Below are 18305 nucleotides of genomic sequence, written 5' to 3' on the forward strand. Positions count from 1 at the left end.
CGGCGCCGGGCCGTCGCTCCGTGGTGGCGACGGCCCGGGATGGCCGACAAGGCGCTGTTGACCTCCTCGGCGGCGCCGCCTGATTCTCGGATGATCCGCTCGTCCGCCGAGAGCCAGGGAGACGACACCATGACGACCACAGCCGGAGAGACGCCGGTTCCCTACCCCTTCAACGAACCGGACGGGCTCGGTCTGGCGGACGCGTACCGGGAGGCTCTGGAGCAGCCCGGCCTCGTGCGCGTACGCATGACGTACGGAGACCCCGCCTGGCTGGCCACCCGCTACGCCGACGCGCGCCTGGTCCTCGGCGACCGCCGCTTCAGCCGGGCCGAGGCCCTCCGCCACGACGAGCCGCGCCAGTCGGAGGGGAGCCGGGACAGCGGCATCCTGAGCATGGACCCTCCGGGCCACACCCGGCTGCGCACCCTGGTGGCGAAGGCGTTCACCGTGCATCAGGTGGAGAAGTTACGCCCCTGGGTACGGGAGCTGGCCCACGGCCTGCTCGACGAGCTGGAGGCCCAGGGACAGCCGGCGGACCTGGTGGAGCACTACGCGCTGCCGGTTCCCGTCGCGGTCATCTGCCGCATGCTCGGCGTGCCGGAGGAGGACCGCCCGAAGTTCCGGGCCTGGAGCGACGCCGCCCTCTCCACCAGTTCCCTGACCGCCGAGGAGTTCCTTCGCAGCCGGGACGAGCTGCGCGCGTACATGGGTTCGCTGATCGACGAGCACCGGCGCAGGCCACGGCAGGATCTGATGACGGGGCTGATCGAGGCCCGCGACACCGGGGACCGGCTCACCGAACTGGAGCTGGTCGACCTCTGCGTCGGCATCCTCGTCGCCGGTCACGAGACCACCGCGACCCAGATCCCGAACTTCGTGTACGCGCTGCTCGAGCACCCTGAGCAGCTGAAGCTGCTGCGGGAGCGCCCCGAGCTGATCCACGGCGCGGTCGAGGAGCTGATGCGGTTCGTCCCGCTCGGCAGCGGCGCCGGTTTCCCCCGGTACGCGACGGAGGACGTGGAGGTAGGCGGGACACTCGTCCGGGCCGGTGAGCCCGTGCTCGTGGCGGTCGGGGCCGCCAATCGCGACGCCCTGAAGTTCGAGGGCCCCGGGCGCCTCGACGTGGCCCGGACCGGTGTCCAGCATCTGGGGTTCGGGCACGGGGTCCACCACTGTCTGGGCGCGCCGCTCGCCAGGCTGGAGCTTCAGGAGGCGCTGGAGGCGCTGCTCGTGCGCTTTCCCGCCCTGCATGTGGCGGGGGACGTGAAGTGGAAGAACCAGATGCTCGTGCGGGGTCCGCGTGAGATGCCGGTGGGGTGGTGACCGGCGTGACCTGGACGACCGAGGTGGACCGCCAACTGTGCATGGGTTCCGGTATGTGCGCGGGGATGGCGTCCGATCTGTACGCCCTGGACGACGAGGACCGGGCCAGGCCGGTCCGGGAGCGGATAGCTCCTGACGAACGCGCGCTGGACGCCGCGGACTCGTGCCCAGCGGCGGCGATCCTGGTCCGCGACGGGGACCGGGCGATCGGGCCGCGTCCCTGAGGGAGAGGCCGGGCCGCCCGCGTCAGCCGTCGGCCCGGCCACCCGCCCCGAACCTGTCGTCCCGAACCCTGAAGCAGGACAGGACCACGACGAGAGGCCAGAACGACTGCGCGAACGTGAGAACGCGCTCGGCAGCGCCCGCGGTGTCGAGGACGAAGAGGGCGAGCAGGAACCAGGCACCGCCGAGCCATATCAGCGCGGCAGCCATGGCGGAGGGCCCGGGCCGCAGCCCCCAGGGCGCGGCCGCACGCGGTACACCGGCCGCGCCTGGCCCGGGCGGGTTCCGGGGGTCGGCGGTGGAGCGTCGCACGGCCAGGACCGGCCACAGCGCGAGCAGCGAGAAGCCCACGGCCACGACGACACCGTGGGAGAACGAGCCACCGCTGCTCGGGGCCGGGAACAGGGCCAGCAGCATCGCCGAGACCCCACCGCCGGCCAGGGCCACCCGTCCGAACGGTGCGGCGGGTCGCAGTCCGCACGCGGTCACCACGTGGCAGGCTCCGAGGGCGAGCAGAGCTGACGTCATCACCCAGTAACCGGCGGCGCCGTCGGCGGCCAGGATGCTGATCGTCGCCGAAGCGGGATCGTAACCGGGCCCCTGGAGCTCCGCGGAGACCGCCCAGCCGCCGACGAGGAGGACCGGGGCGCACACCGAGGAGAACAGGACCCACCAGGAGACAGACCGCATCGGTGCACGGTAGAACGCCAGGACCGGCGACGGACGGCGCACACGCAGGAGTGGGGCGTACTCCGCTCACAAGCGGGTACGCGCCTGACGGCGGGTCACACGACGGCGTGTGCGACCGCAGCGCACGGCCGGGCCGGAAGACGGCCCCCGGCGTCCTGGAGCCCGCACCGGAAGTGGATCCGACCGGAACAGAGGAGAACCCGCTGTGCTGACACCCAGTCCTCAGGACCTGAGAGTCGCTCTGGCCCGCTACGCCGACGCACGGATCGAGGACTCGCGCCGCTCGACGGACGCGACCGCCCGTGCCGTGGAGGACGCCGCGTACACCCTGTGCGTGATGACCGGCACCCAGACGGTTCCGCACGCCCTCCATGTCGCCGACACCATGCTCGGCATGCGGACAGCGGTCTCCCCCGCGCTCCGCCGGACCGTCGGGACGCAGCGGGACGACCGCCTCCAGGCCGTCTGACCGGCGCCCGCGCTCCGGCTCACCCCCGCGCCGCTCAGCGCCCGCCATGCCGCCATGCCCGCCGTCGGCCTAATCCCGGCCGGGGTCGCCTCGTCCCCGCGACGCCGGCCGGGTGGACGACAGCCGAGCGGGAGCGGGCGAGGGAGAGAAAGCGGAACGGCTGACCGCCCTGTCCGACGGTATCTTCGCCATCGCCATGACCCTGCTGGTGCTGGATGTCCGGGTGCCGCCGGGACTGACCGCGGACGGTTTCCGGGACGCCGTCCGCGAGGTGCTGCCGGATCTCGGCGCCTACGCGTTGAGCTTCACGATCCTGGCCGGTTTCTGGCGCGACCACCGCCGGATCGTGGAGCTGGTCCCGCGGTTCGAGGGGCCGGCGCTGAAACTCGCGCTCGTCTGGCTCGGTACGATCGCGCTCCTCCCCTTCCCGACCACCTTGCTGTCGGAGTACGCCTCCGAGCCCCTGGCGGTTGCCGTATACGCGGGCGCGGTATGCCTCACCAATCTGCTGGGACTGGCAGTGCTTCGGACGGGACTGCTCGGGGCATGGCCCTCCGATCCCGCCACGGAGAGGACCGCCCGCTTCGTGGCCACCGATCTGGGGAACACCGCCCTGGTCTTCAGCGCCACCGTCCCGCTCGCCTACGCCGTCTCGCCCTCGGCCGCCATGTGGTGCCGGCTGGCCCTCCTGCCGCTCAAGGTGACGCTCGGCCGCCGGTATCCCCGCGCCAGGTCCTCCTGACGCGGGGCCGGACAGCGGTTCGGCTCCGTTGCCGTACCCGTCGACGGAGCCGGTCCCGCTCACCCGTGGGCGGCCGTCAGGGATTCGTAGTAGGCACCGAGCCGGCGCAGGTAGAAGAGGTCACCGGTGTCCTGGTCGCGCTCGAAGCGCGGGGCGTCCTTGATCTGGTCCTTGGTGCACCCCACCCTGATCACACGTTCCTCGTCGTCGACACCTGTCACCATGCCGGCGGGCACGACGACGCTCCTCCCGAACTTCCAGACGCCCGCGTCGATCACGAGATGGTCGAACCCCGGTACCGGTGAGAGCCTGATGACGGTGCCCACGCTTCCGTCCGGTGCTTCGACGTCGTATCCGATGACGCTGTCACCCAGCGCGCCGTCCGTCTGTGCCCGCCCCGCCCAGACCATGTCCATGGTCGCCTCCTCCGTCCGGCAGCCGGCCCTTCCGGCCGCCGGACCTTTCATATGCCCCTGCGGGCGCGGGCGATGCGGGCCGGAGCGGCCCGAGTCACCAGGCCATCTCGTACGCCCCCGAAAGCGCCTCGACCCGGTCCCAGACCCGTGCCGAGCGGGCTTCGTCCACGACGGGACGCCGCACCGCGGCGATGGCCCAGCGCTGCTGTCCCTCGGTCGCGGAGTCCTTGCCGTGCAGCTCGACGGCGTTCGCGGAGAAGTCGCGGACGAGTACGGAGAACAGTTCGTCGAGCACGTCCTCGTCCAGTCCGGTCAGCCTCGCCTGCTCCAGGATCAGCTGCCCGTGCACCACCAGCGCGAAGAGCTGGCCGACGGACAGCAGGAAGTCGAGGTCGCGGCTCTGCTCGTCGTCGGGCGCGGAGTGGGACACGAAGTCGCACAGGGCGTCCGCCTGCTCCCGGAAGCGGGCGACGTTGGGGAGTGCGGCGTAGGCGTCGTAGGCGGGCCGCCAGTCGTGGAAGCGTACGGAGCCGAGGCCGCGGGCCGGTCCCTGCCGGAAGAGGAAGGTGTCGTCCGCGGCGTCCAGACGCGTCGTCACGGGGTCGTACCCGGCGGGGTCCAGCAGGTGGTTGCGCATGAACTTCAGGATGAGGGCGAGGTTGACGTGGACCGTGCCCTCCAGCTTGGGCAGGCCGCGGATCTCCACGGCCGCCTGGGCGAAGTACGTGTCCTTCTCGAAGCCCTTGGCGGCGACGACGTCCCACATCAGGTCGATGACCTTCTCGCCCTCCGTGGTCACCTTCATCTTCGTCATCGGGTTGAACAGCAGGTAGCGGCGGTCCTCGGGGCCGGCCGAGCGGAAGTAGTCGACGGCGCGGTCGCTGAACAGCTTCATGCCGACGAGCCGGACGTAGGCGTCTGCCAGCTCGCGTCGCACGTGCGGGAAGGCGGTGACGGGGCGGCCGTACAGGATGCGGTTCTGCGCATGGGTGACGGCCTCGTACATCGCGTGTTCGCAGATGCCGATCGAGGCGGTGCACAGGTTGAACTTGCCCACGTTGACCGTGTTGAGGGCGGCGTCGAAGGCGGCGCGGCCGGTGTGCAGGACGTCGTCGGGGCCGACCGGGTAGCCGTCGAGGCGGAACTCGCTGACGTACTTGGAGGAGTCGACGACGTTCTTCACCAGGTGGTAGGCGGAGTGGCGGCTGTCGGCCGCGAAGAAGACGTAACCCTCCGGGCCCTCGACGTCGGTGCGCCTGCCGAAGACGGAGACGAGGCCGGCGGCGTTGCCGTTGCCTATGTAGTACTTGGAACCGGTGGCCAGGAAGCCGCCGTCGCCGTCCGGCTCCAGGAGCATGTCGGTGGAGTAGATGTCGGCGCCGTGCGCCTTCTCCGAGAGGCCGAAGGCGAACACCTCGCCCTCGGCGAGGAGTCGTGCCGCGCGGCTGCGGGCGGCCTCGTTGTCGCTCTGCCAGACCGGGCCGAGACCGAGGATGGTCACCTGCCAGGCGTACCAGTAGTCGAGTCCGTAGAACCCGAAGATCTCGTTGAGCGCGGCGATCCGTGCCGTGTCCCAGCGCTGGTCGTCCCGCTCCGCGGCGGATGCGGGGGTGAGGAAGGTGGCGAAAAGGCTTTCCTTCGCGGCGAATTCGAGGAAGTCACCCAGCCAGGCACGCGTCCGGTAGTCCTCGATCAGCCGGCGCTTGCCGCGGGCCTCGAACCAGTCGACGGTGGCGCGCAGCAGTCTGCGGGTCTCGGGGTCGAAGTGCGCCGGGTCGTAGGTGCGCGGGTTGAACAGCAGCGGGTCGGCCATGGTGGCACGCCTTCCGGAAGGTGGTGGGCGGGTTGTTTCGGAACGGTTCAGCCGCGCGGACGGTCCGCGCCGAGCCGGTGGAGAGTGGCGATCACGTCGTCGAGCCAGGCGACCGTCATGCGCTCGTAGGCGATGCCGCCGCGCAGCACGACGTGCTGCAGCTCCTGCCCCGCGTCGAGCGGCGCGGGTGCGCCGGGACCGGTGAAGTCGCGCAGCTCCCCGGCGAGGTAGTGCGCGAGCCGGTCGCTGTGCACCCGGTGGTGGCGCTCGACCTCGTGGAGCAGCGTGGCCGGGTCGTCGAAGGCCGCACCGCGGATCTTCACTGCGAGGTCGTGGCGGAGGCTCTCGGGTTCGATCGGTTCGCGCAGCCAGCCGGAGAGCGCGGCGCGGCCCGGGCCGGCGACGGAGTACTCCTTCTTGTCCGGCCGGCGCTCCTGCGGGACGTCGCGGACGTCGAGCAGGCCGTCGCTCTCCATGCGCTTGAGGACGCGGTAGATCTGCTGGTGCGTGGCGGTCCAGAAGTATCCGATGGACCGCTCGAACCGCCGGGCGAGCTCATAGCCAGAGCCCGGCTGTTCCAGCAGGGAGACGAGGATCGCGTGTTCGAGCGCCATGCCCCGATCGTTCTATGCAACTGGTTGCATAGCAAGCGGCGGCGGGCGGGTGAGACGCTCCTCACCCGCCGGACGATCGCCGCCGCTCCCCGCTCATCGGGATGCCGCACCTCTTCGGCGTCAGCTCCGTGATGTCCCAGGCCCGCCGCCCAGGTCCGTGCGGCCATCCGCGGTCCCGCCTGTCCGAGGTCAGTCGTGGAGAGGCCGGGACGGGCCGCGAATCCGTCGGCCGTGGTTCCGGAGGGATCGGGCATGTCGTCGAAGGTCCATGACCGCATGGGTCACGCCTCCCGGCGAGCACCGCTCCACACCCCTGACCACCGGGCCGTACGGGTGACGCGGGCGGACCGGTCGTGCCTCCGCTCCTCCGCTCTCAGCCTTTTCCCCGGCCGGACCGGCCGTCAGCTCGGAGGGCCCGCCCTGGCCCGAGCGGGTCCGTCCTCGGTGCGCGAGCGGTGCAGGGCCAGCATGGCCTGGTCGTCCTGCGGCCGGCCGCCGACATGACGCCGGACGTCCTGGATCAGCGTGTCCAGGATCTGCCCCGGGGTGAGACGCGCACCGGAGCGCGCCCGTCTGCCGAGGACGAGCGGCAGGCGGGCGACGGGGTCGTAGAAGCGTCCGGTGGCGTCCCGGGACTCGGTGACGCCGTCGGTGAAGCAGAGGAGGGTGGAACCGGCGGGGAACGGGAAGCTGTCGACCGGGGAGGACCACGCGCCCAGATCGCTCATCCCCAGCGGGGGCGCCTCCTCGGACGCCTCGAGAAGGGTGGTGCGGCCCTCTGCGTCCAGGAGCACCGGGGGCGGATGGCCCCGGTTGACCAGGCGAACGGTCTCCAGGTCCGTGGAGAACTCGGCGATGAGCGCGGTCGTGAAGCCCTCCGACTGCTGCTGGCCACCACGCCGGCCGCCCTCGCGCAGGAGGGCCCGCTCCAGCCGGGTCACGAGCTGCGGGAGGTCCTCGGCCTCGTCCGCCGCGTAGCGGAAGGCGCCGAGGTCGGCGCTGACGGCGCTGACCGCCCCGAGCCCCTTTCCCCGCACGTCCCCGACCATGACCCTGATCCCGTAGGGGGTGCTCTGCACCACGTACAGGTCGCCGCCGATCAGTGCCTCGCTCTCGGCGGGCACGTACCGCGCCTCGATGTGCAGGTTTCCCAGACGCGAGGGGGGCCTCGGCAGCACGGCTCGCTGGGCGACGGCCGCGACGTGCCGGGCGCGCCGGGCCCGGGCGTCCTGTCTGCGCAGGGTGCGGTGGATGAGGACGGCGAGTGCGGTGACGGCCGCCAGGGTGATCTGGTTGGCGATGCCCGCGCGCCAGCCGAAGGTCCCGTCGAGCCGTGCGAGGAACGCGTGGACGACCATCGCCGTGAGCCCGACACCGATGATGCCGCGGATGCCGCAGAGCGGCGCGGCGGCGACGGGCGCCGCCATGAGGAGCGGCGCGGACGTCACGTCGTGCGGGGTGACCAGGTCGACCACCACGGCCAGCACGATGAGGCCTACGGGGATCCACTGGGTTCTCTGCGGCTGCGGCACTCCCCCACGCTGCCCGCAAGCACGGCCCTCCGCATCCCCGGCAGCCGGGGTGCGGCGTACATGGCGGGGCTCCTGACGGGCATGAGCCTCTTGTGGTCGCGGGGCGGGGCGGTGTTCTTCCCGACGGGATGATCTTCGGTCCGGCGCGCACCCGTTCGCGGGACGACCGCGTGCACGGCCCACGTAAGTGCTCGTACGGAGCAGCCGGCGCCTCATCCCAGGGGAACTCATGCGCCTTCGGAAGACATCCGCCGTCGTCGCCGCCGCAGTGGCGGCCGCCCTCTCCCTCGCCGCCTGCAACGGTGAGGACGGCGGCGACGCGGGCGTGGCGGCGTCCGCGCCCGCTGACGCGTCCGCCGGTTCCGGCAGCCCGCACGGTGCCGGAGCCACGGACGCCGGGGAGGGCTCCGGCGGAGGGGACAGCCAGGCCTCCGCGTCCGCCTCCGGACCGGGCGCCGGAGCCCCGTCCGCCTCCTCGGCCTCCTCGGCCGGGGACATCTGCCGGACCGCGGATCTCGCCTTCAGCAGTTCCGGCGGCATGGCGGAGGGCGAGTTGCTGATCAGCCTGGAGAACACCGGCTCCGCCTCCTGCTCGATGCGCGGATTCCCGGGTCTGGACCTCAAGGGCAAGGACGGCACCGTGAGCGCCGGGCGCGACAGCGGCCGGTCGGCGCCGACGGTCGCGCTGGCGCCCGGGGAGCGCACGAACTTCTCGCTGTACTTCCCGCCGGACACCAGCGGCGGCTCGGGCGTCAGCTTCACCTCGGCGGTCGTCACACCGCCGGACGAGACCCACTCGCACAGCATGTCCCTCTCCGTGAACATGCCCGCGGGGTCCGGCTCCGCCTCACGCGTCACGGTGACCCCGGTCGGCTCGGGCAAGTAGGCGTGACGGCGCCTCAGGACCCGGGGGGCGGCCGGCTGCTAGGGTCGCCGTGGACATCGCCCTCTCGGTGAGGAGACCGGACATGGTGGGAGACGACGACATCTCCGGGTGACACCCGGATGTGACCGCCCGTGGCAGCGCCGCTGCCGCGTGGCTCCGTGTCGTGCCCGTTCCCCCTGCCCACCCCGGGCGGAAGTCTGTCCGCCCGCATGCCGCACGAGGTCATCTCCCATGCCCGACTCCTCCCCGGCCCTGCTCGCACGCGACATCGTCCGCTCCTTCGGCGACGGGCGCGTGGTCGACGGCTTCTCCCTCACGGCACCCCCCGGCCACCGCATCGGGCTGATCGGGGAGAACGGCGTCGGCAAGTCGACCGTGCTCCGTCTGCTCGCCGGGGTCGACGAACCCGACTCGGGAAGCGTCACCCGCCCCGCCGATCTGGGCTTCCTGCACCAGGAGATGCCGTTCTCCGCCGCCGCCACGCTCGCCGACGTGATGGACGAGGCGCTGCGCGAGGTCCGCGGCGATCTCGCCGAGGTCGAGCGCCTCTCCGCAGAACTCGCCCACGCCGACGAGGACTCCCCCGGATACGCCGCGCTGCTGGATGCCTACGGCCGGCGGCTGGAGCGCGCCCAGGAGCAGGAGGCGTGGGACGCCGACCGGCGCGCCACGATGGTGCTGGAAGGCCTCGGCCTCGGCGGGATCCGGCGGGACCGGACGCTCGGCTCCCTGTCCGGTGGGCAGCGCGGGCGTCTGGCCCTGGCTTCCCTGCTGGTCCGCAGGCCTTCGGCGCTGTTGCTGGACGAGCCGACCAACCACCTCGACGACCGTGCCGCCGAGTTCCTGGAGGAGCAGGTCTGCGGCCTTCCCGGCGCCGTCGTCGTGGCGAGCCATGACCGGGCCTTCCTCGACGCCGTGTGCACGGACCTGGTCGACCTCGACCCCGCCATGGACGGACCGGTGCGGTACGGCGGCAACTACACCGCCTACCAGGCCGGGAAACGGGCCGAACGGGAGCGCTGGGAACGGCGTCACGCGGAGGAGCAGGAGGAACTCGAGGCACTGCACCGGTCGATCGGCACGACCACGCATCGCGTCGCCCCGGACCGCGGACCGCGCGACAACGAGAAGATGGGTTACGGCGTCCGGGCCAACCGGGTGCAGAGCCAGGTCTCGCGGCGGGCGCGCAACGCCGCCCGGCGGCTGGAGGAGCTCGAACGGCACCGGGTCGCCGAGCCTCCGCAGCCGCTGCGCTTCCGGCGTTCCGCCCTCGCGGGGCCTTCGGCGGACGGGCTCCTCGCCTCCCTCAGGGACGTGCGGGTGCGGGGCCGCCTCGCCGTCGACCACCTCGACGTGTCGGCGACCGACCGGCTGCTCGTGACGGGTGACAACGGGGCGGGGAAGTCGACACTCCTGGCCGTGCTGGCCGGCCGTCTCGCGGCGGAGGGCGACGTACGGCGCAAGGGCGGCCTCTCGGTGGGGATGCTGGCCCAGGACACAGTGTTCGAACGCCCGGACCGCACAGTCCGGGACACCTACGCGCACGCCCTCGGGAGCGAGCGCGCGGAGGCCGTACCGCTGAGTTCACTGGGGCTGATGAGCGAGGCGGACCTGGGCAAGCAGGTCGGGCGCCTCTCCGTCGGCCAGCGCCGCCGGCTCGCGCTGGCCCTCCTGGTGGCGCATCCGCCCGAGTTGCTGCTGCTCGACGAGCCCACGAACCATCTGTCCCCCCGGCTCTGCGACGAGCTCGAGGCCGCGATGGGGGCGGGCCCCGGAGCGATCGTCCTGGCCGGTCACGACCGCTGGCTGCGCAGGCGCTGGCAGGGGCGCGAGCTGCGCCTCCGGCCCTGGTAGGCGGGGTCTTCGAGTGAACGCATCCTGGACATGATGTCCAAATTATGAGACGTGTTTGCGAAGGTCCAGGTCTGCGGCGTCTCATCGCGCCTGTGCAAAACGAACAGATATCCCCTGATCAACCGGCCTCCGACGACAAGGCGGCGAGGCGCGCCGTCACCGTGTTCCCCGTCCTCGTGCTTGTGGCGGGCGTAGCCGGTCTCGTCACCCCGGGCACGTTCGACGGCTGGACGGAATCGGTCCCGTACCTGCTGGGGATCGTCATGTTCTGCATGGGCCTGACGATGACTCCGCTCGACTTCAGGGGTGTGGTGAAGCGCCCGTGGGCCGTGGCCATCGGGCTGGTCGCGCACTACCTGATCATGCCGGGGCTCGGCTGGGCCATCGCCCACCTGCTCGGGCTGCCGCCGCAACTGGCGGCGGGACTGATCCTGGTCGGCTGCGCGCCGAGCGGAACGGCGTCGAACGTGGTGACCTTCCTGGCTCGCGGCGACGTGGCGCTGTCGGTCTCCGTCGCCACCGTCTCCACCCTGGTCGCCCCTCTGGTGACGCCCCCGCTCACGCTGCTGCTCGCGGGTGCGTACCTGCCGGTGGATGCCGGGTCGATGATCACGGACATCCTCAAGACGGTGCTGCTTCCGGTCCTCGGCGGCCTGGTGGTGCGGCTCGTCGCGGGGAAGCTCGTCGACCGGGTGCTGGGTCTCATGCCCTGGCTGTCGTCGCTGGCCATCGCCGCGATCGTCTGCGCCGTCGTGGCGGGCAGCGCTGGCACGATCAAGTCGGCCGCCGTGACCGTGCTGATCGCCGTCGTGCTGCACAACGGCCTCGGACTCGCGCTCGGTTACGGCGCGGGCAAGATCTCGGGGCTCGGCCGGCCCGCGAGCCGCGCCATGGCCTTCGAGGTCGGCATGCAGAACTCCGGACTCGCCGCCTCCCTGGCGACCGCTCACTTCAGTCCGCTGGCAGCCCTGCCGGCCGCGGTGTTCTCCGTGTGGCACAACATCTCGGGCGCGCTGGTCGCCGCCTGGATGGCCCACCGGTCACGGCGTGACGAGCCGGCGCCGACGGCCGCCGGTAGCGCACCGAGGACCGCGGTGGCCGAGGAAGCCTGACCGGAGCTCCGGCCGGGCGGTCCACAGCTCGAAGGCGTTCGTCCGGGGTTCCGGACGAACGCCTCGCGCGTTCCACGGCCGCGGGCCTCTCCGGCCACCCTCGAAGCCCGGACAGGGCGCCCGAGCACGGCCGGGCGACCCCGCGGGGCTCAGGCGGACCCGGCGGCCATGCTCCGTATCAGGCTCTTGGGCCGCAGGTCCGTCCAGTTCTGCTCCACGTAGTCGAGGCAGGCCTGCCGGGTGTCCTCCTGATGGGCCACGGTCCAGCCGCCGGGCACCTCGGCGAAGGCAGGCCACAGCGAGTGCTGTCCCTCGTCGTTGACGAGCACCAGGTAGGTGCCGTTCTCGTCCTCGAAGGGGTTGGTCACCGGAACTCCTTGAACTTAGGTAAGGCTACCTTCACTTAGTTGCTGTCACCTTACCCGGCCCGGATCCGGCAGGTCCATCACCGCGAGCTCGGCAGGGTCGGTCACAGCCGTGATGCCGGTGATCCGGCCGTCGACGACGGTGAACGCGAGGACGGAGAGCGGGGTGCCGTCCTCGTGCCAGGACATGACCCCCGGGGAGCCGTACCGATGGGGAAAGGGCCGCCCTCGCCCTGGCCGAGGCGGCCACCCGGATCCAGGACGGCTGATCGCAGGGTCGACGCCCGCCACGGACCCGCGAACGCCCGGTCGGCCGGCCCCTCGACCACCAGGCGGAAGGCTTCGCCTCCGCCGGCCGCAGGGCGCTCACGGCCATGCCTGTCGGACGGAACGCACTAGCGGCGGCGCGGGGCCGCCGGGTCCGGCTATCCCAGGAGCGCGGCGACGGTGATCAGTACGGGGATCGAGGCGACGGTGGACAACAGGATGGATTCCCGGGCGAGTTGTTCGCCGACCCGGTACTGCGAGGCGTAGGTGTAGAGGTTCTGCGCCGCGGGCAGCGCCGAGGTCACGACGACGTCGAGGAGGGCGGCGCCCTGCAGGTGGAAGACGCCCGCGCCGATGCTCCAGGCGACGAGCGGCTGGACGGTCGTCTTGAGGCCGGCGGACAGGATGACGGCGGGCCGGTCGTCCCCCCGGGCGGGTATGCCGCTGCCGCGCAGGGAGATCCCGAAGGCGAGCAGGACCGCGGGGACGGACATGTTGCCGATGAGGGTGAGCGGTTCGAGGGCCGGCGACGGGACGGTCCATCCGGTGGCGGCCACGACGACGCCCGACAGTGAGCCGACGGCCATCGGATTGCGGAGCGGTGTGGTCAGACGCCGCAGGAGGGAGCGGGGCTCGCCGGGCCGGTTGAGGTCGAGGACGGTCAGGGCCAGCGGTGTGACGACGATCTGCTGGAAGAGCAGGACGGGGGCGACCAGGGAGGCGTCCCCCAGGACATAGACGGCGATCGGGATTCCGAGGTTGCCGGCGTTGACGTAGCTGGAGCACAGTGCGCCGATGGTGATCCGGCCCGTGCCCCATCGGCGCAGGAGTCCTACGGTGATGAAGAGGGCGGCCGCGGAGGCCGTGCCCGCCGCGGTGACGAGAAGGCGTCGGGAGAAGACGACCGACAGGTCCGCGCCCGCCAGGGTCGTGAAGAGCAGGGCGGGGGTCGCCACGTTGAAGGCGAGCCTGGTCAGGACCGTCCGCCCCTCGTCCCCCAGGTGTCCGCGGCGCCCGAGGACGTAACCGATGCCGATGACGACGGCGATCACCGCGAAACCGGTGAGAACTCCCTGCATGGACTTCCTTGCTGATGGAACGTATGCGTCCGGCCGGCGGGCGGGGAGACAGCCGGTGGGAGAAACCCGCAGGGGCCGGGATCCCGCTCGGGAACGTCCGCCGAGGCGTTGACCAGGGCTTAGCCTACGGTCACCGTGGCACAGTGCTCAGCGGCCGGTCGCGGGGAACGGGGCTTCGTGCCCGGCCTCGCGGCCGCGAAGCGGGAACGGCGGCATGCCGAGGGCACGCGTGAAAGCCGCGGTGAAGGCGGCGGGAGAGGCAGGCCGAGGCGGCCGCCTCGCTCACCGCCGTGACCGCGGCGACGGCGGGGTCGTGGCTCCCTGACGGCGCACGGGGTGCCGCGGGCGCGGCCGGTGTCAGCGGGCCTCGGGGCCCTCCGTGCTCTCACGCAGGACGAGACGGTGGGCCACCACGCGGTCCTGAGGTGCCTGGACCCCGGGGGCTCCGGGGTCCTCCGACCGCGAGGTCAGTGCGGCCGCTTCCTCGATGCGGTGGTTCAGGAGCTGGACGGCGACCCTGGCCACCGCCGCCTTGTCGGGCGCCACGGTGCTCAGCGTCGGGACGCTGAAGCGGCCTCCCTCCACATCGTCGAAACCGATCACCGCCACGTCCTCGGGCACCCGCAGGCCGTGTTCGTGGAGGGCGCGCAACGCCCCCAGGGCGAGCTGGTCGTTGAGGCACAGCAGTCCGTCCGGCCGCAGACCCGCGTCGAGTGCCCGTGTCACCGCCCGGGCGCCGTCGGGCATCCTGAAGTCGTCCACCGCCAGCAGCGCGCCCGGGTGGCGGGCGAGCCCCTCCTCGGCCAGGGCTGCGAGGTAACCACGCGTGCGGGCCTCAGCGGTCCCGAGGCCGGGGGCCTCGTGTCCACCGACCGCGAGGATGTTCCGGCGCCCGAGGCCGATCAGATGCTCGGTGGCCTGACGCGCGGCCTTCTCGTTGTCGATGGCGACATGGTCGGCCCCTTCCTCCAGCAGCTCCCCGAGCAGCACGGTCGGCGGGACACCCGCCCGCTGTCGCAGGTCGTCCGCGGTGAGGGCGAGCGGGCTGAGGATGATCCCGTCGACGAAGTCGGAGCCGAAGCCGGCCAGTGCGGCCAGCTCGTGCTCGCGGTCCGCCCCGCTCTGATGGATCAGCACAGTGAGGGAGAGCTGCTCCGCCTCGCGAATCACGTGCCGGGCGAGCTCCGCGAAGTACGGGACGTCCAGCTCCGGGACGACGAGGGCGATGATACCCGTGCGCCCCTTCCGCAGATGGCGGCCCGCCAGGTTCACGCGGTACCCGAGGTGCTCGATGGACTCGCGGACCACCCGCCGGGTCCGTTCGGAGACATGGACGTAGTCGTTGATCACGTTGGAGACCGTCTTCTCCGACACCCCCGCGTGCCGTGCGACGTCCTTGATCCTGGGCCGTGCCACGGCCGACCTCCCTGCCATCGAACGCTGCCGATTCTATGTCCCGGCGTTCCGGGGGCCGACGGAGGTGTCGGGCACGGTACGAGGCACGCCCCGCAGGTCCCTGACACCCGTACCGCTCGAACTCTTTACAGCCAATGTACATCGATGTAAAAACATGTGGCCGCACCGTTTCAGCCAGTGCGGCCACCCACCTGCCGTGTGCGGTGGCCCCTGCCTCACGGGCGGGGTCCACCGCCGATCCGGCATGAGCGTCCGGCCGTCGAAAGGTCCGCGATGAGTTCTTCGTCCTCCGCCCATGAGGCGTCGGCCGTGCCCGGCTCCGGCCCGGCGCCCGGGATCGGCCGTCGCCGGTTCCTGCGTCACGGAACAGCCGGGGCGGGCGCGCTGCTCGCCATGGGCCCACTGGCCGGGTGCTCCTCACCGGCCTCCGCCTCCGATGCCTCGGCGCTCAGCGTCTGGGACCTCTTCCAGGGCGGTGACGGCATGCTGATGAACGACATGATCAAGGCCGTCTCCCAGGGCCCCGAGGGCTTCGAGATCGACCGCACGATCCTCGACTGGGGGCCGTCGTACTACACCAAACTAGCCATGTCGGCCGCGGGAGGACGCGCCTCCGACGTGGCGGTCCTGCACCTGTCCCGGCTGGCGGGCTACGCGCCCGGCGGACTGCTGGACCCCTTCGACCTCGATCTGCTGGCCGAGTTCGGCGTCACCGAGAAGGACTTCACACCGGCGGTCTGGTCCCGTACGAAGCATCAGGGGCGCGTCTACGCCATCCCCCTGGACGTGCACCCGTTCATCGTCTTCTACGACCGTGAGGCCGCGGGCGAGGCCGGCCTCCTCGACCCGAAGGGCGAACTCGCCCCCATGGGTTCCCCGAAGGCGCTCCTGGAGGCGGGCAAGGCCCTGGCGGACGTCACGGGGCAGTCCGGCATCCTCTTCGGCCATGTCACCGACACCGCCCAGAGCTGGCGGCAGTTCGCCGCGCTCTACGCGCAGACCGGTGCGGCCTTCACCCTGCCGGACGGCGGCCCGGCCGAGATCGACACCGACGCGGCAGTACAGGTCGTGTCGTTCATGCAGCAGCTCTTCGACGGCAGGACCAATCCCAACAACCTGGACTACAACAGCGCGCTGGCCGGTTTCCTGGGCGGCCGCGGCGGCATGGCCATGCTCGGGGAGTGGGAGCTGCCCACGCTCCAGAAGTCCGGGATCCCGCTCGGGGCAGCGCCCTTCCCTCAGGTGTTCGACCGGCCGGCCGTCTACACCGACTCCCACAGCTTCGTCCTGCCGCACCAGAACAGCCCGGATCCGGCCCGCCGCAGGGAAGCGCACCGCTACGTCGCCCACATACTCAAGCAGAGCCTGACGTGGGCGAGCGCGGGTCACATCCCGGCGTACCAGCCGGTGCTCGCCGAGCCGGAGTACGCGAAGCTGAAGCCGCAGTCCTCGTACGCCGACGCCGGCGAGGTGGCGGTCCTCGATCCGCCGAACTGGTTCGCCGGGGCGGCATCGAACTTCCAGAACCGCATGTGCCAGCCCCTCCAGTCGGCGCTGCTCGGCAACACCTCCGCCGAGAAGGCGGTGCGGCAGATGGTCCAAGAGGCGAACACGCTGCTGCGGCAGCCCAATCCGGTGGCCTGACCGAGCAGAAGGAGTTACCGACGTGACCACCACCACGCCCGTCGCCGCCCCCGCGCCCGCCGGCGAACCGCCCGCCGCCCCGCCGCCCCGCCGCGGCTCCCGCCGGCGCGGCCCGGGCCTGCTCTTCGTCCTCCCCTTCGCGGTCCCCTTCGTGCTCTTCCTGATGTGGCCCGTGGTCCAGGGCCTCTGGATGAGTCTCACCGACAGTTCCCTCGCGCTGCGCGACACCTCGTTCGTCGGGTTCGACAACTACGCCGAGGCCTTGGGCGACCCGGACGTCTGGAGCAGTCTCGGCAACACGCTCCTCTTCACCGCCCTCTCCAGCATCCCCCTGGTGCTGGTCGCCCTGATCATGGCGCTCCTGGTGCACAGCGGACTGGCCGGCCAGTGGGTGTGGCGGCTGTCCTTCTTCGTGCCGTACCTGCTGCCGGTGACCGTGGTGACCCTCATCTGGACGTGGCTCTACCAGCCGGACATCGGCCTCGGCAACGAGCTGCTCACGACGTTCGGCTTCGAACCGGTCGGCTGGCTGTCCGACGAGGCCGTCGCGATGTGGTCGGTGGCCGCCCTCACGGTGTGGTGGACGGTCGGCTTCAACTTCCTGCTCTACCTCGCCGCTCTGCAGTCCCTGCCGACGACGTACGACGAGGCCGCCGCCCTCGACGGCGCCGGCGCCTGGCGCCGTCTGTGGTCCGTCACCCTCCCGCAGCTGCGCAGGACCACCGTCCTGGTCTCGATGCTCCAGATCCTCGCGTCGCTGAAGGTGTTCGACCAGATCTACATCCTCACCAAGGGCGGCCCCAACGGCTCGACCCGCCCCATCCTCGAGTACGTCTACGACGTCGGCTTCACCGGCTACCGGCTGGGCTACGCCTCCGCGGTCTCCTACGTCTTCTTCGCCCTCGTGATCGTCGTCTCGCTCGCGCAGCTCCGTCTCTTCCGCCAGGAGGACTGACCGATGTCCACCACCGCTACCACCGTGCGGGCCCGGCGCCGCCCGCCCAGGGACCCGTCCGGATCCCCCCTGCTCCTCGGCCACGGCCGGCTGCCGCGCGTCCTGGCCGGTACCGCGCTCACCGTGCTGGCGGCCGTCTGGCTGCTGCCGTTCCTCTGGGCGGTGGCCACCTCTCTCCAGAGTGAGCAGGACGTGTCCGAACCGGGGCTGTCCCCGTTCAAGGGCGCCTTCACCCTGTCCGCCTACGAGCAGATCCTCGAACGCGGCAACGTGGTCCTCTGGGCGGCGAACAGCTTCCTGGTGGCCGGACTGGTCACGCTGATCACCGTCGCGATCTCCACGCTGGCCGCCTACGGCTTCTCGCGCGGGACCTTCCGCGGCCGCCGTGGACTGATGGCCGTGACCGTCGCGGCCGTCATGGTCCCGCCGCAACTGCTCGTCGTGCCCCTGTTCGAGCAGATGCTGATGTTCAACCTGGTGGACACCTACGCGGCGATGATCCTGCCCCAGGTCGTGGCGCCCATGATGGTGTTCATCCTGAAGCGGTTCTTCGACGGCATACCCCGGGAGCTGGAGGACGCGGCCCGGCTCGACGGCGCGTCCGAGGTGCGTGTCTTCCGGTCGGTCGTGCTGCCGCTCTCCCGGCCGATCGTCGCGGCCGTCTCGATCTTCGTGTTCATCGGCGCGTGGAACAACTTCCTGTGGCCGTTCATCGTCATCAACGACCCCGATCTGATGACGCTCCCGGTGGGGCTGGCCACCGTCAAGGACGCCTTCGGGATCCAGTACGCCCAGGCCATGGCGTCGGCCCTGCTGGCGGCGCTGCCGCTGGTCGTGGTGTTCCTGCTCTTCCAGCGCCGCATCGTCAGCTCGGTCGCCACGACCGGGCTCGGCGGATCCTGATCC

Annotated in this window: 19 protein-coding genes; 10 read left to right on the forward strand and 9 right to left on the reverse strand. The window is 71.6% G+C overall.

Annotation, left to right across the window (positions count from 1 at the left end):
- Window positions 1-129: 129 nt before the first annotated feature.
- The gene (locus ACZ32T_RS23930) at window positions 130-1323 is read left to right on the forward strand and encodes a cytochrome P450 (protein ID WP_467265586.1); all 1194 of its coding nucleotides are present in this window, start codon (window positions 130-132) and stop codon (window positions 1321-1323) included.
- Window positions 1320-1547 carry a ferredoxin gene (locus ACZ32T_RS23935; protein WP_467265584.1) on the forward strand — a complete coding sequence of 76 codons (228 nt, stop codon included), beginning with the start codon at window positions 1320-1322 and terminating at the stop codon, window positions 1545-1547. The genes ACZ32T_RS23930 and ACZ32T_RS23935 overlap by 4 nt, the downstream gene beginning before the upstream one ends.
- A 22-nt stretch (window positions 1548-1569) precedes the next feature.
- Here ACZ32T_RS23935 and ACZ32T_RS23940 read toward each other — a convergent pair whose 3' ends face one another.
- Window positions 1570-2235: a DUF998 domain-containing protein gene (locus ACZ32T_RS23940; RefSeq protein WP_467265582.1), complete on the reverse strand. Its 666-nt coding sequence runs from the start codon at window positions 2233-2235 to the stop codon at window positions 1570-1572.
- A gap of 205 nt (window positions 2236-2440) precedes the next feature.
- Here ACZ32T_RS23940 and ACZ32T_RS23945 point away from each other — a divergent pair, with 205 nt between their 5' ends.
- Together ACZ32T_RS23945 and ACZ32T_RS23950 are read left to right on the forward strand one after the other, a co-directional pair.
- Window positions 2441-2704, forward strand: a complete 264-nt coding sequence (locus ACZ32T_RS23945; RefSeq protein WP_467265580.1) for a DUF5133 domain-containing protein — start codon at window positions 2441-2443, stop codon at window positions 2702-2704.
- Between the two features lie 112 nt (window positions 2705-2816).
- Window positions 2817-3446: a TMEM175 family protein gene (locus tag ACZ32T_RS23950; protein ID WP_467368881.1), complete on the forward strand. Its 630-nt coding sequence runs from the start codon at window positions 2817-2819 to the stop codon at window positions 3444-3446.
- Between the two features lie 59 nt (window positions 3447-3505).
- Here the strand turns inward: ACZ32T_RS23950 and ACZ32T_RS23955 are convergent, their stop codons facing one another.
- The 4 genes from ACZ32T_RS23955 to ACZ32T_RS23970 form a co-directional block, all read right to left on the reverse strand.
- Entirely contained in the window at window positions 3506-3862 is a 357-nt protein-coding gene (locus ACZ32T_RS23955) for a hypothetical protein (protein ID WP_467368883.1), read from the reverse strand.
- A gap of 94 nt (window positions 3863-3956) precedes the next feature.
- Entirely contained in the window at window positions 3957-5675 is a 1719-nt protein-coding gene (locus ACZ32T_RS23960) for an acyl-CoA dehydrogenase family protein (RefSeq protein WP_467368885.1), read from the reverse strand.
- A 47-nt stretch (window positions 5676-5722) separates the two neighbouring features.
- Window positions 5723-6289, reverse strand: a complete 567-nt coding sequence (locus tag ACZ32T_RS23965; protein WP_467265573.1) for a PadR family transcriptional regulator — start codon at window positions 6287-6289, stop codon at window positions 5723-5725.
- 401 nt (window positions 6290-6690) lie between these two features.
- Window positions 6691-7821, reverse strand: coding sequence for a PP2C family protein-serine/threonine phosphatase (locus ACZ32T_RS23970; RefSeq protein ID WP_467368887.1), 1131 nt, complete (start codon window positions 7819-7821; stop codon window positions 6691-6693).
- A gap of 229 nt (window positions 7822-8050) precedes the next feature.
- Between ACZ32T_RS23970 and ACZ32T_RS23975 the strand changes: the two genes are divergently transcribed.
- The 3 genes from ACZ32T_RS23975 to ACZ32T_RS23985 all read left to right on the forward strand — a co-directional run bounded on the left by ACZ32T_RS23975 (window position 8051) and on the right by ACZ32T_RS23985 (window position 11673).
- A complete protein-coding gene (locus ACZ32T_RS23975; protein WP_467368889.1) occupies window positions 8051-8707 on the forward strand; it encodes a DUF4232 domain-containing protein in 657 nt (218 codons plus the stop codon).
- Window positions 8708-8938: 231 nt separating this feature from the next.
- Window positions 8939-10561 carry an ABC-F family ATP-binding cassette domain-containing protein gene (locus ACZ32T_RS23980; RefSeq protein WP_467368891.1) on the forward strand — a complete coding sequence of 541 codons (1623 nt, stop codon included), beginning with the start codon at window positions 8939-8941 and terminating at the stop codon, window positions 10559-10561.
- Window positions 10562-10653: 92 nt separating this feature from the next.
- Window positions 10654-11673, forward strand: coding sequence for a bile acid:sodium symporter family protein (locus ACZ32T_RS23985; RefSeq protein ID WP_467368893.1), 1020 nt, complete (start codon window positions 10654-10656; stop codon window positions 11671-11673).
- Between the two features lie 149 nt (window positions 11674-11822).
- Here ACZ32T_RS23985 and ACZ32T_RS23990 read toward each other — a convergent pair whose 3' ends face one another.
- The 4 genes from ACZ32T_RS23990 to ACZ32T_RS24005 form a co-directional block, all read right to left on the reverse strand.
- Window positions 11823-12041: an MbtH family protein gene (locus tag ACZ32T_RS23990; protein WP_406151219.1), complete on the reverse strand. Its 219-nt coding sequence runs from the start codon at window positions 12039-12041 to the stop codon at window positions 11823-11825.
- Window positions 12042-12086: 45 nt separating this feature from the next.
- Complete coding sequence (locus tag ACZ32T_RS23995; protein WP_467265564.1) at window positions 12087-12227, reverse strand: hypothetical protein; 141 nt, start codon at window positions 12225-12227, stop codon at window positions 12087-12089.
- A 236-nt stretch (window positions 12228-12463) separates the two neighbouring features.
- Window positions 12464-13384, reverse strand: coding sequence for an AEC family transporter (locus tag ACZ32T_RS24000; protein WP_467265562.1), 921 nt, complete (start codon window positions 13382-13384; stop codon window positions 12464-12466).
- Window positions 13385-13741: 357 nt separating this feature from the next.
- Window positions 13742-14800, reverse strand: coding sequence for a LacI family DNA-binding transcriptional regulator (locus ACZ32T_RS24005; protein WP_467265560.1), 1059 nt, complete (start codon window positions 14798-14800; stop codon window positions 13742-13744).
- 273 nt (window positions 14801-15073) lie between these two features.
- On the opposite strand from ACZ32T_RS24005, the gene ACZ32T_RS24010 reads away from it, so the two are divergent.
- The 3 genes from ACZ32T_RS24010 to ACZ32T_RS24020 are packed head-to-tail and all read left to right on the forward strand — an operon-like array spanning window position 15074 to window position 18302.
- Window positions 15074-16444, forward strand: coding sequence for an extracellular solute-binding protein (locus ACZ32T_RS24010; RefSeq protein WP_467368896.1), 1371 nt, complete (start codon window positions 15074-15076; stop codon window positions 16442-16444).
- A gap of 22 nt (window positions 16445-16466) precedes the next feature.
- Window positions 16467-17399 carry a carbohydrate ABC transporter permease gene (locus ACZ32T_RS24015; protein WP_467368898.1) on the forward strand — a complete coding sequence of 311 codons (933 nt, stop codon included), beginning with the start codon at window positions 16467-16469 and terminating at the stop codon, window positions 17397-17399.
- Between the two features lie 3 nt (window positions 17400-17402).
- A complete protein-coding gene (locus ACZ32T_RS24020; RefSeq protein WP_467265554.1) occupies window positions 17403-18302 on the forward strand; it encodes a carbohydrate ABC transporter permease in 900 nt (299 codons plus the stop codon).
- Window positions 18303-18305 lie beyond the last annotated feature (3 nt).

The sequence above is a fragment of the Streptomyces sp. NPDC023573 genome (genome assembly GCF_055559735.1).

Bases quoted from the DNA above. Each gene is read 5' to 3' on its own strand.
- ACZ32T_RS23940 (WP_467265582.1), bottom strand. From the start codon at position 2,235: ATGCGGTCTGTCTCCTGGTGGGTCCTGTTCTCCTCGGTGTGCGCCCCG.
- ACZ32T_RS23960 (WP_467368885.1), bottom strand. From the start codon at position 5,675: ATGGCCGACCCGCTGCTGTTCAACCCGCGCACCTACGACCCGGCGCAC.
- ACZ32T_RS24000 (WP_467265562.1), bottom strand. From the start codon at position 13,384: ATGCAGGGAGTTCTCACCGGTTTCGCGGTGATCGCCGTCGTCATCGGC.
- ACZ32T_RS24010 (WP_467368896.1), top strand. From the start codon at position 15,074: ATGAGTTCTTCGTCCTCCGCCCATGAGGCGTCGGCCGTGCCCGGCTCC.
- ACZ32T_RS23975 (WP_467368889.1), top strand. From the start codon at position 8,051: ATGCGCCTTCGGAAGACATCCGCCGTCGTCGCCGCCGCAGTGGCGGCC.
- ACZ32T_RS23955 (WP_467368883.1), bottom strand. From the start codon at position 3,862: ATGGACATGGTCTGGGCGGGGCGGGCACAGACGGACGGCGCGCTGGGT.
- ACZ32T_RS23965 (WP_467265573.1), bottom strand. From the start codon at position 6,289: ATGGCGCTCGAACACGCGATCCTCGTCTCCCTGCTGGAACAGCCGGGC.
- ACZ32T_RS23995 (WP_467265564.1), bottom strand. From the start codon at position 12,227: ATGTCCTGGCACGAGGACGGCACCCCGCTCTCCGTCCTCGCGTTCACC.
- ACZ32T_RS23930 (WP_467265586.1), top strand. From the start codon at position 130: ATGACGACCACAGCCGGAGAGACGCCGGTTCCCTACCCCTTCAACGAA.
- ACZ32T_RS23980 (WP_467368891.1), top strand. From the start codon at position 8,939: ATGCCCGACTCCTCCCCGGCCCTGCTCGCACGCGACATCGTCCGCTCC.
- ACZ32T_RS24020 (WP_467265554.1), top strand. From the start codon at position 17,403: ATGTCCACCACCGCTACCACCGTGCGGGCCCGGCGCCGCCCGCCCAGG.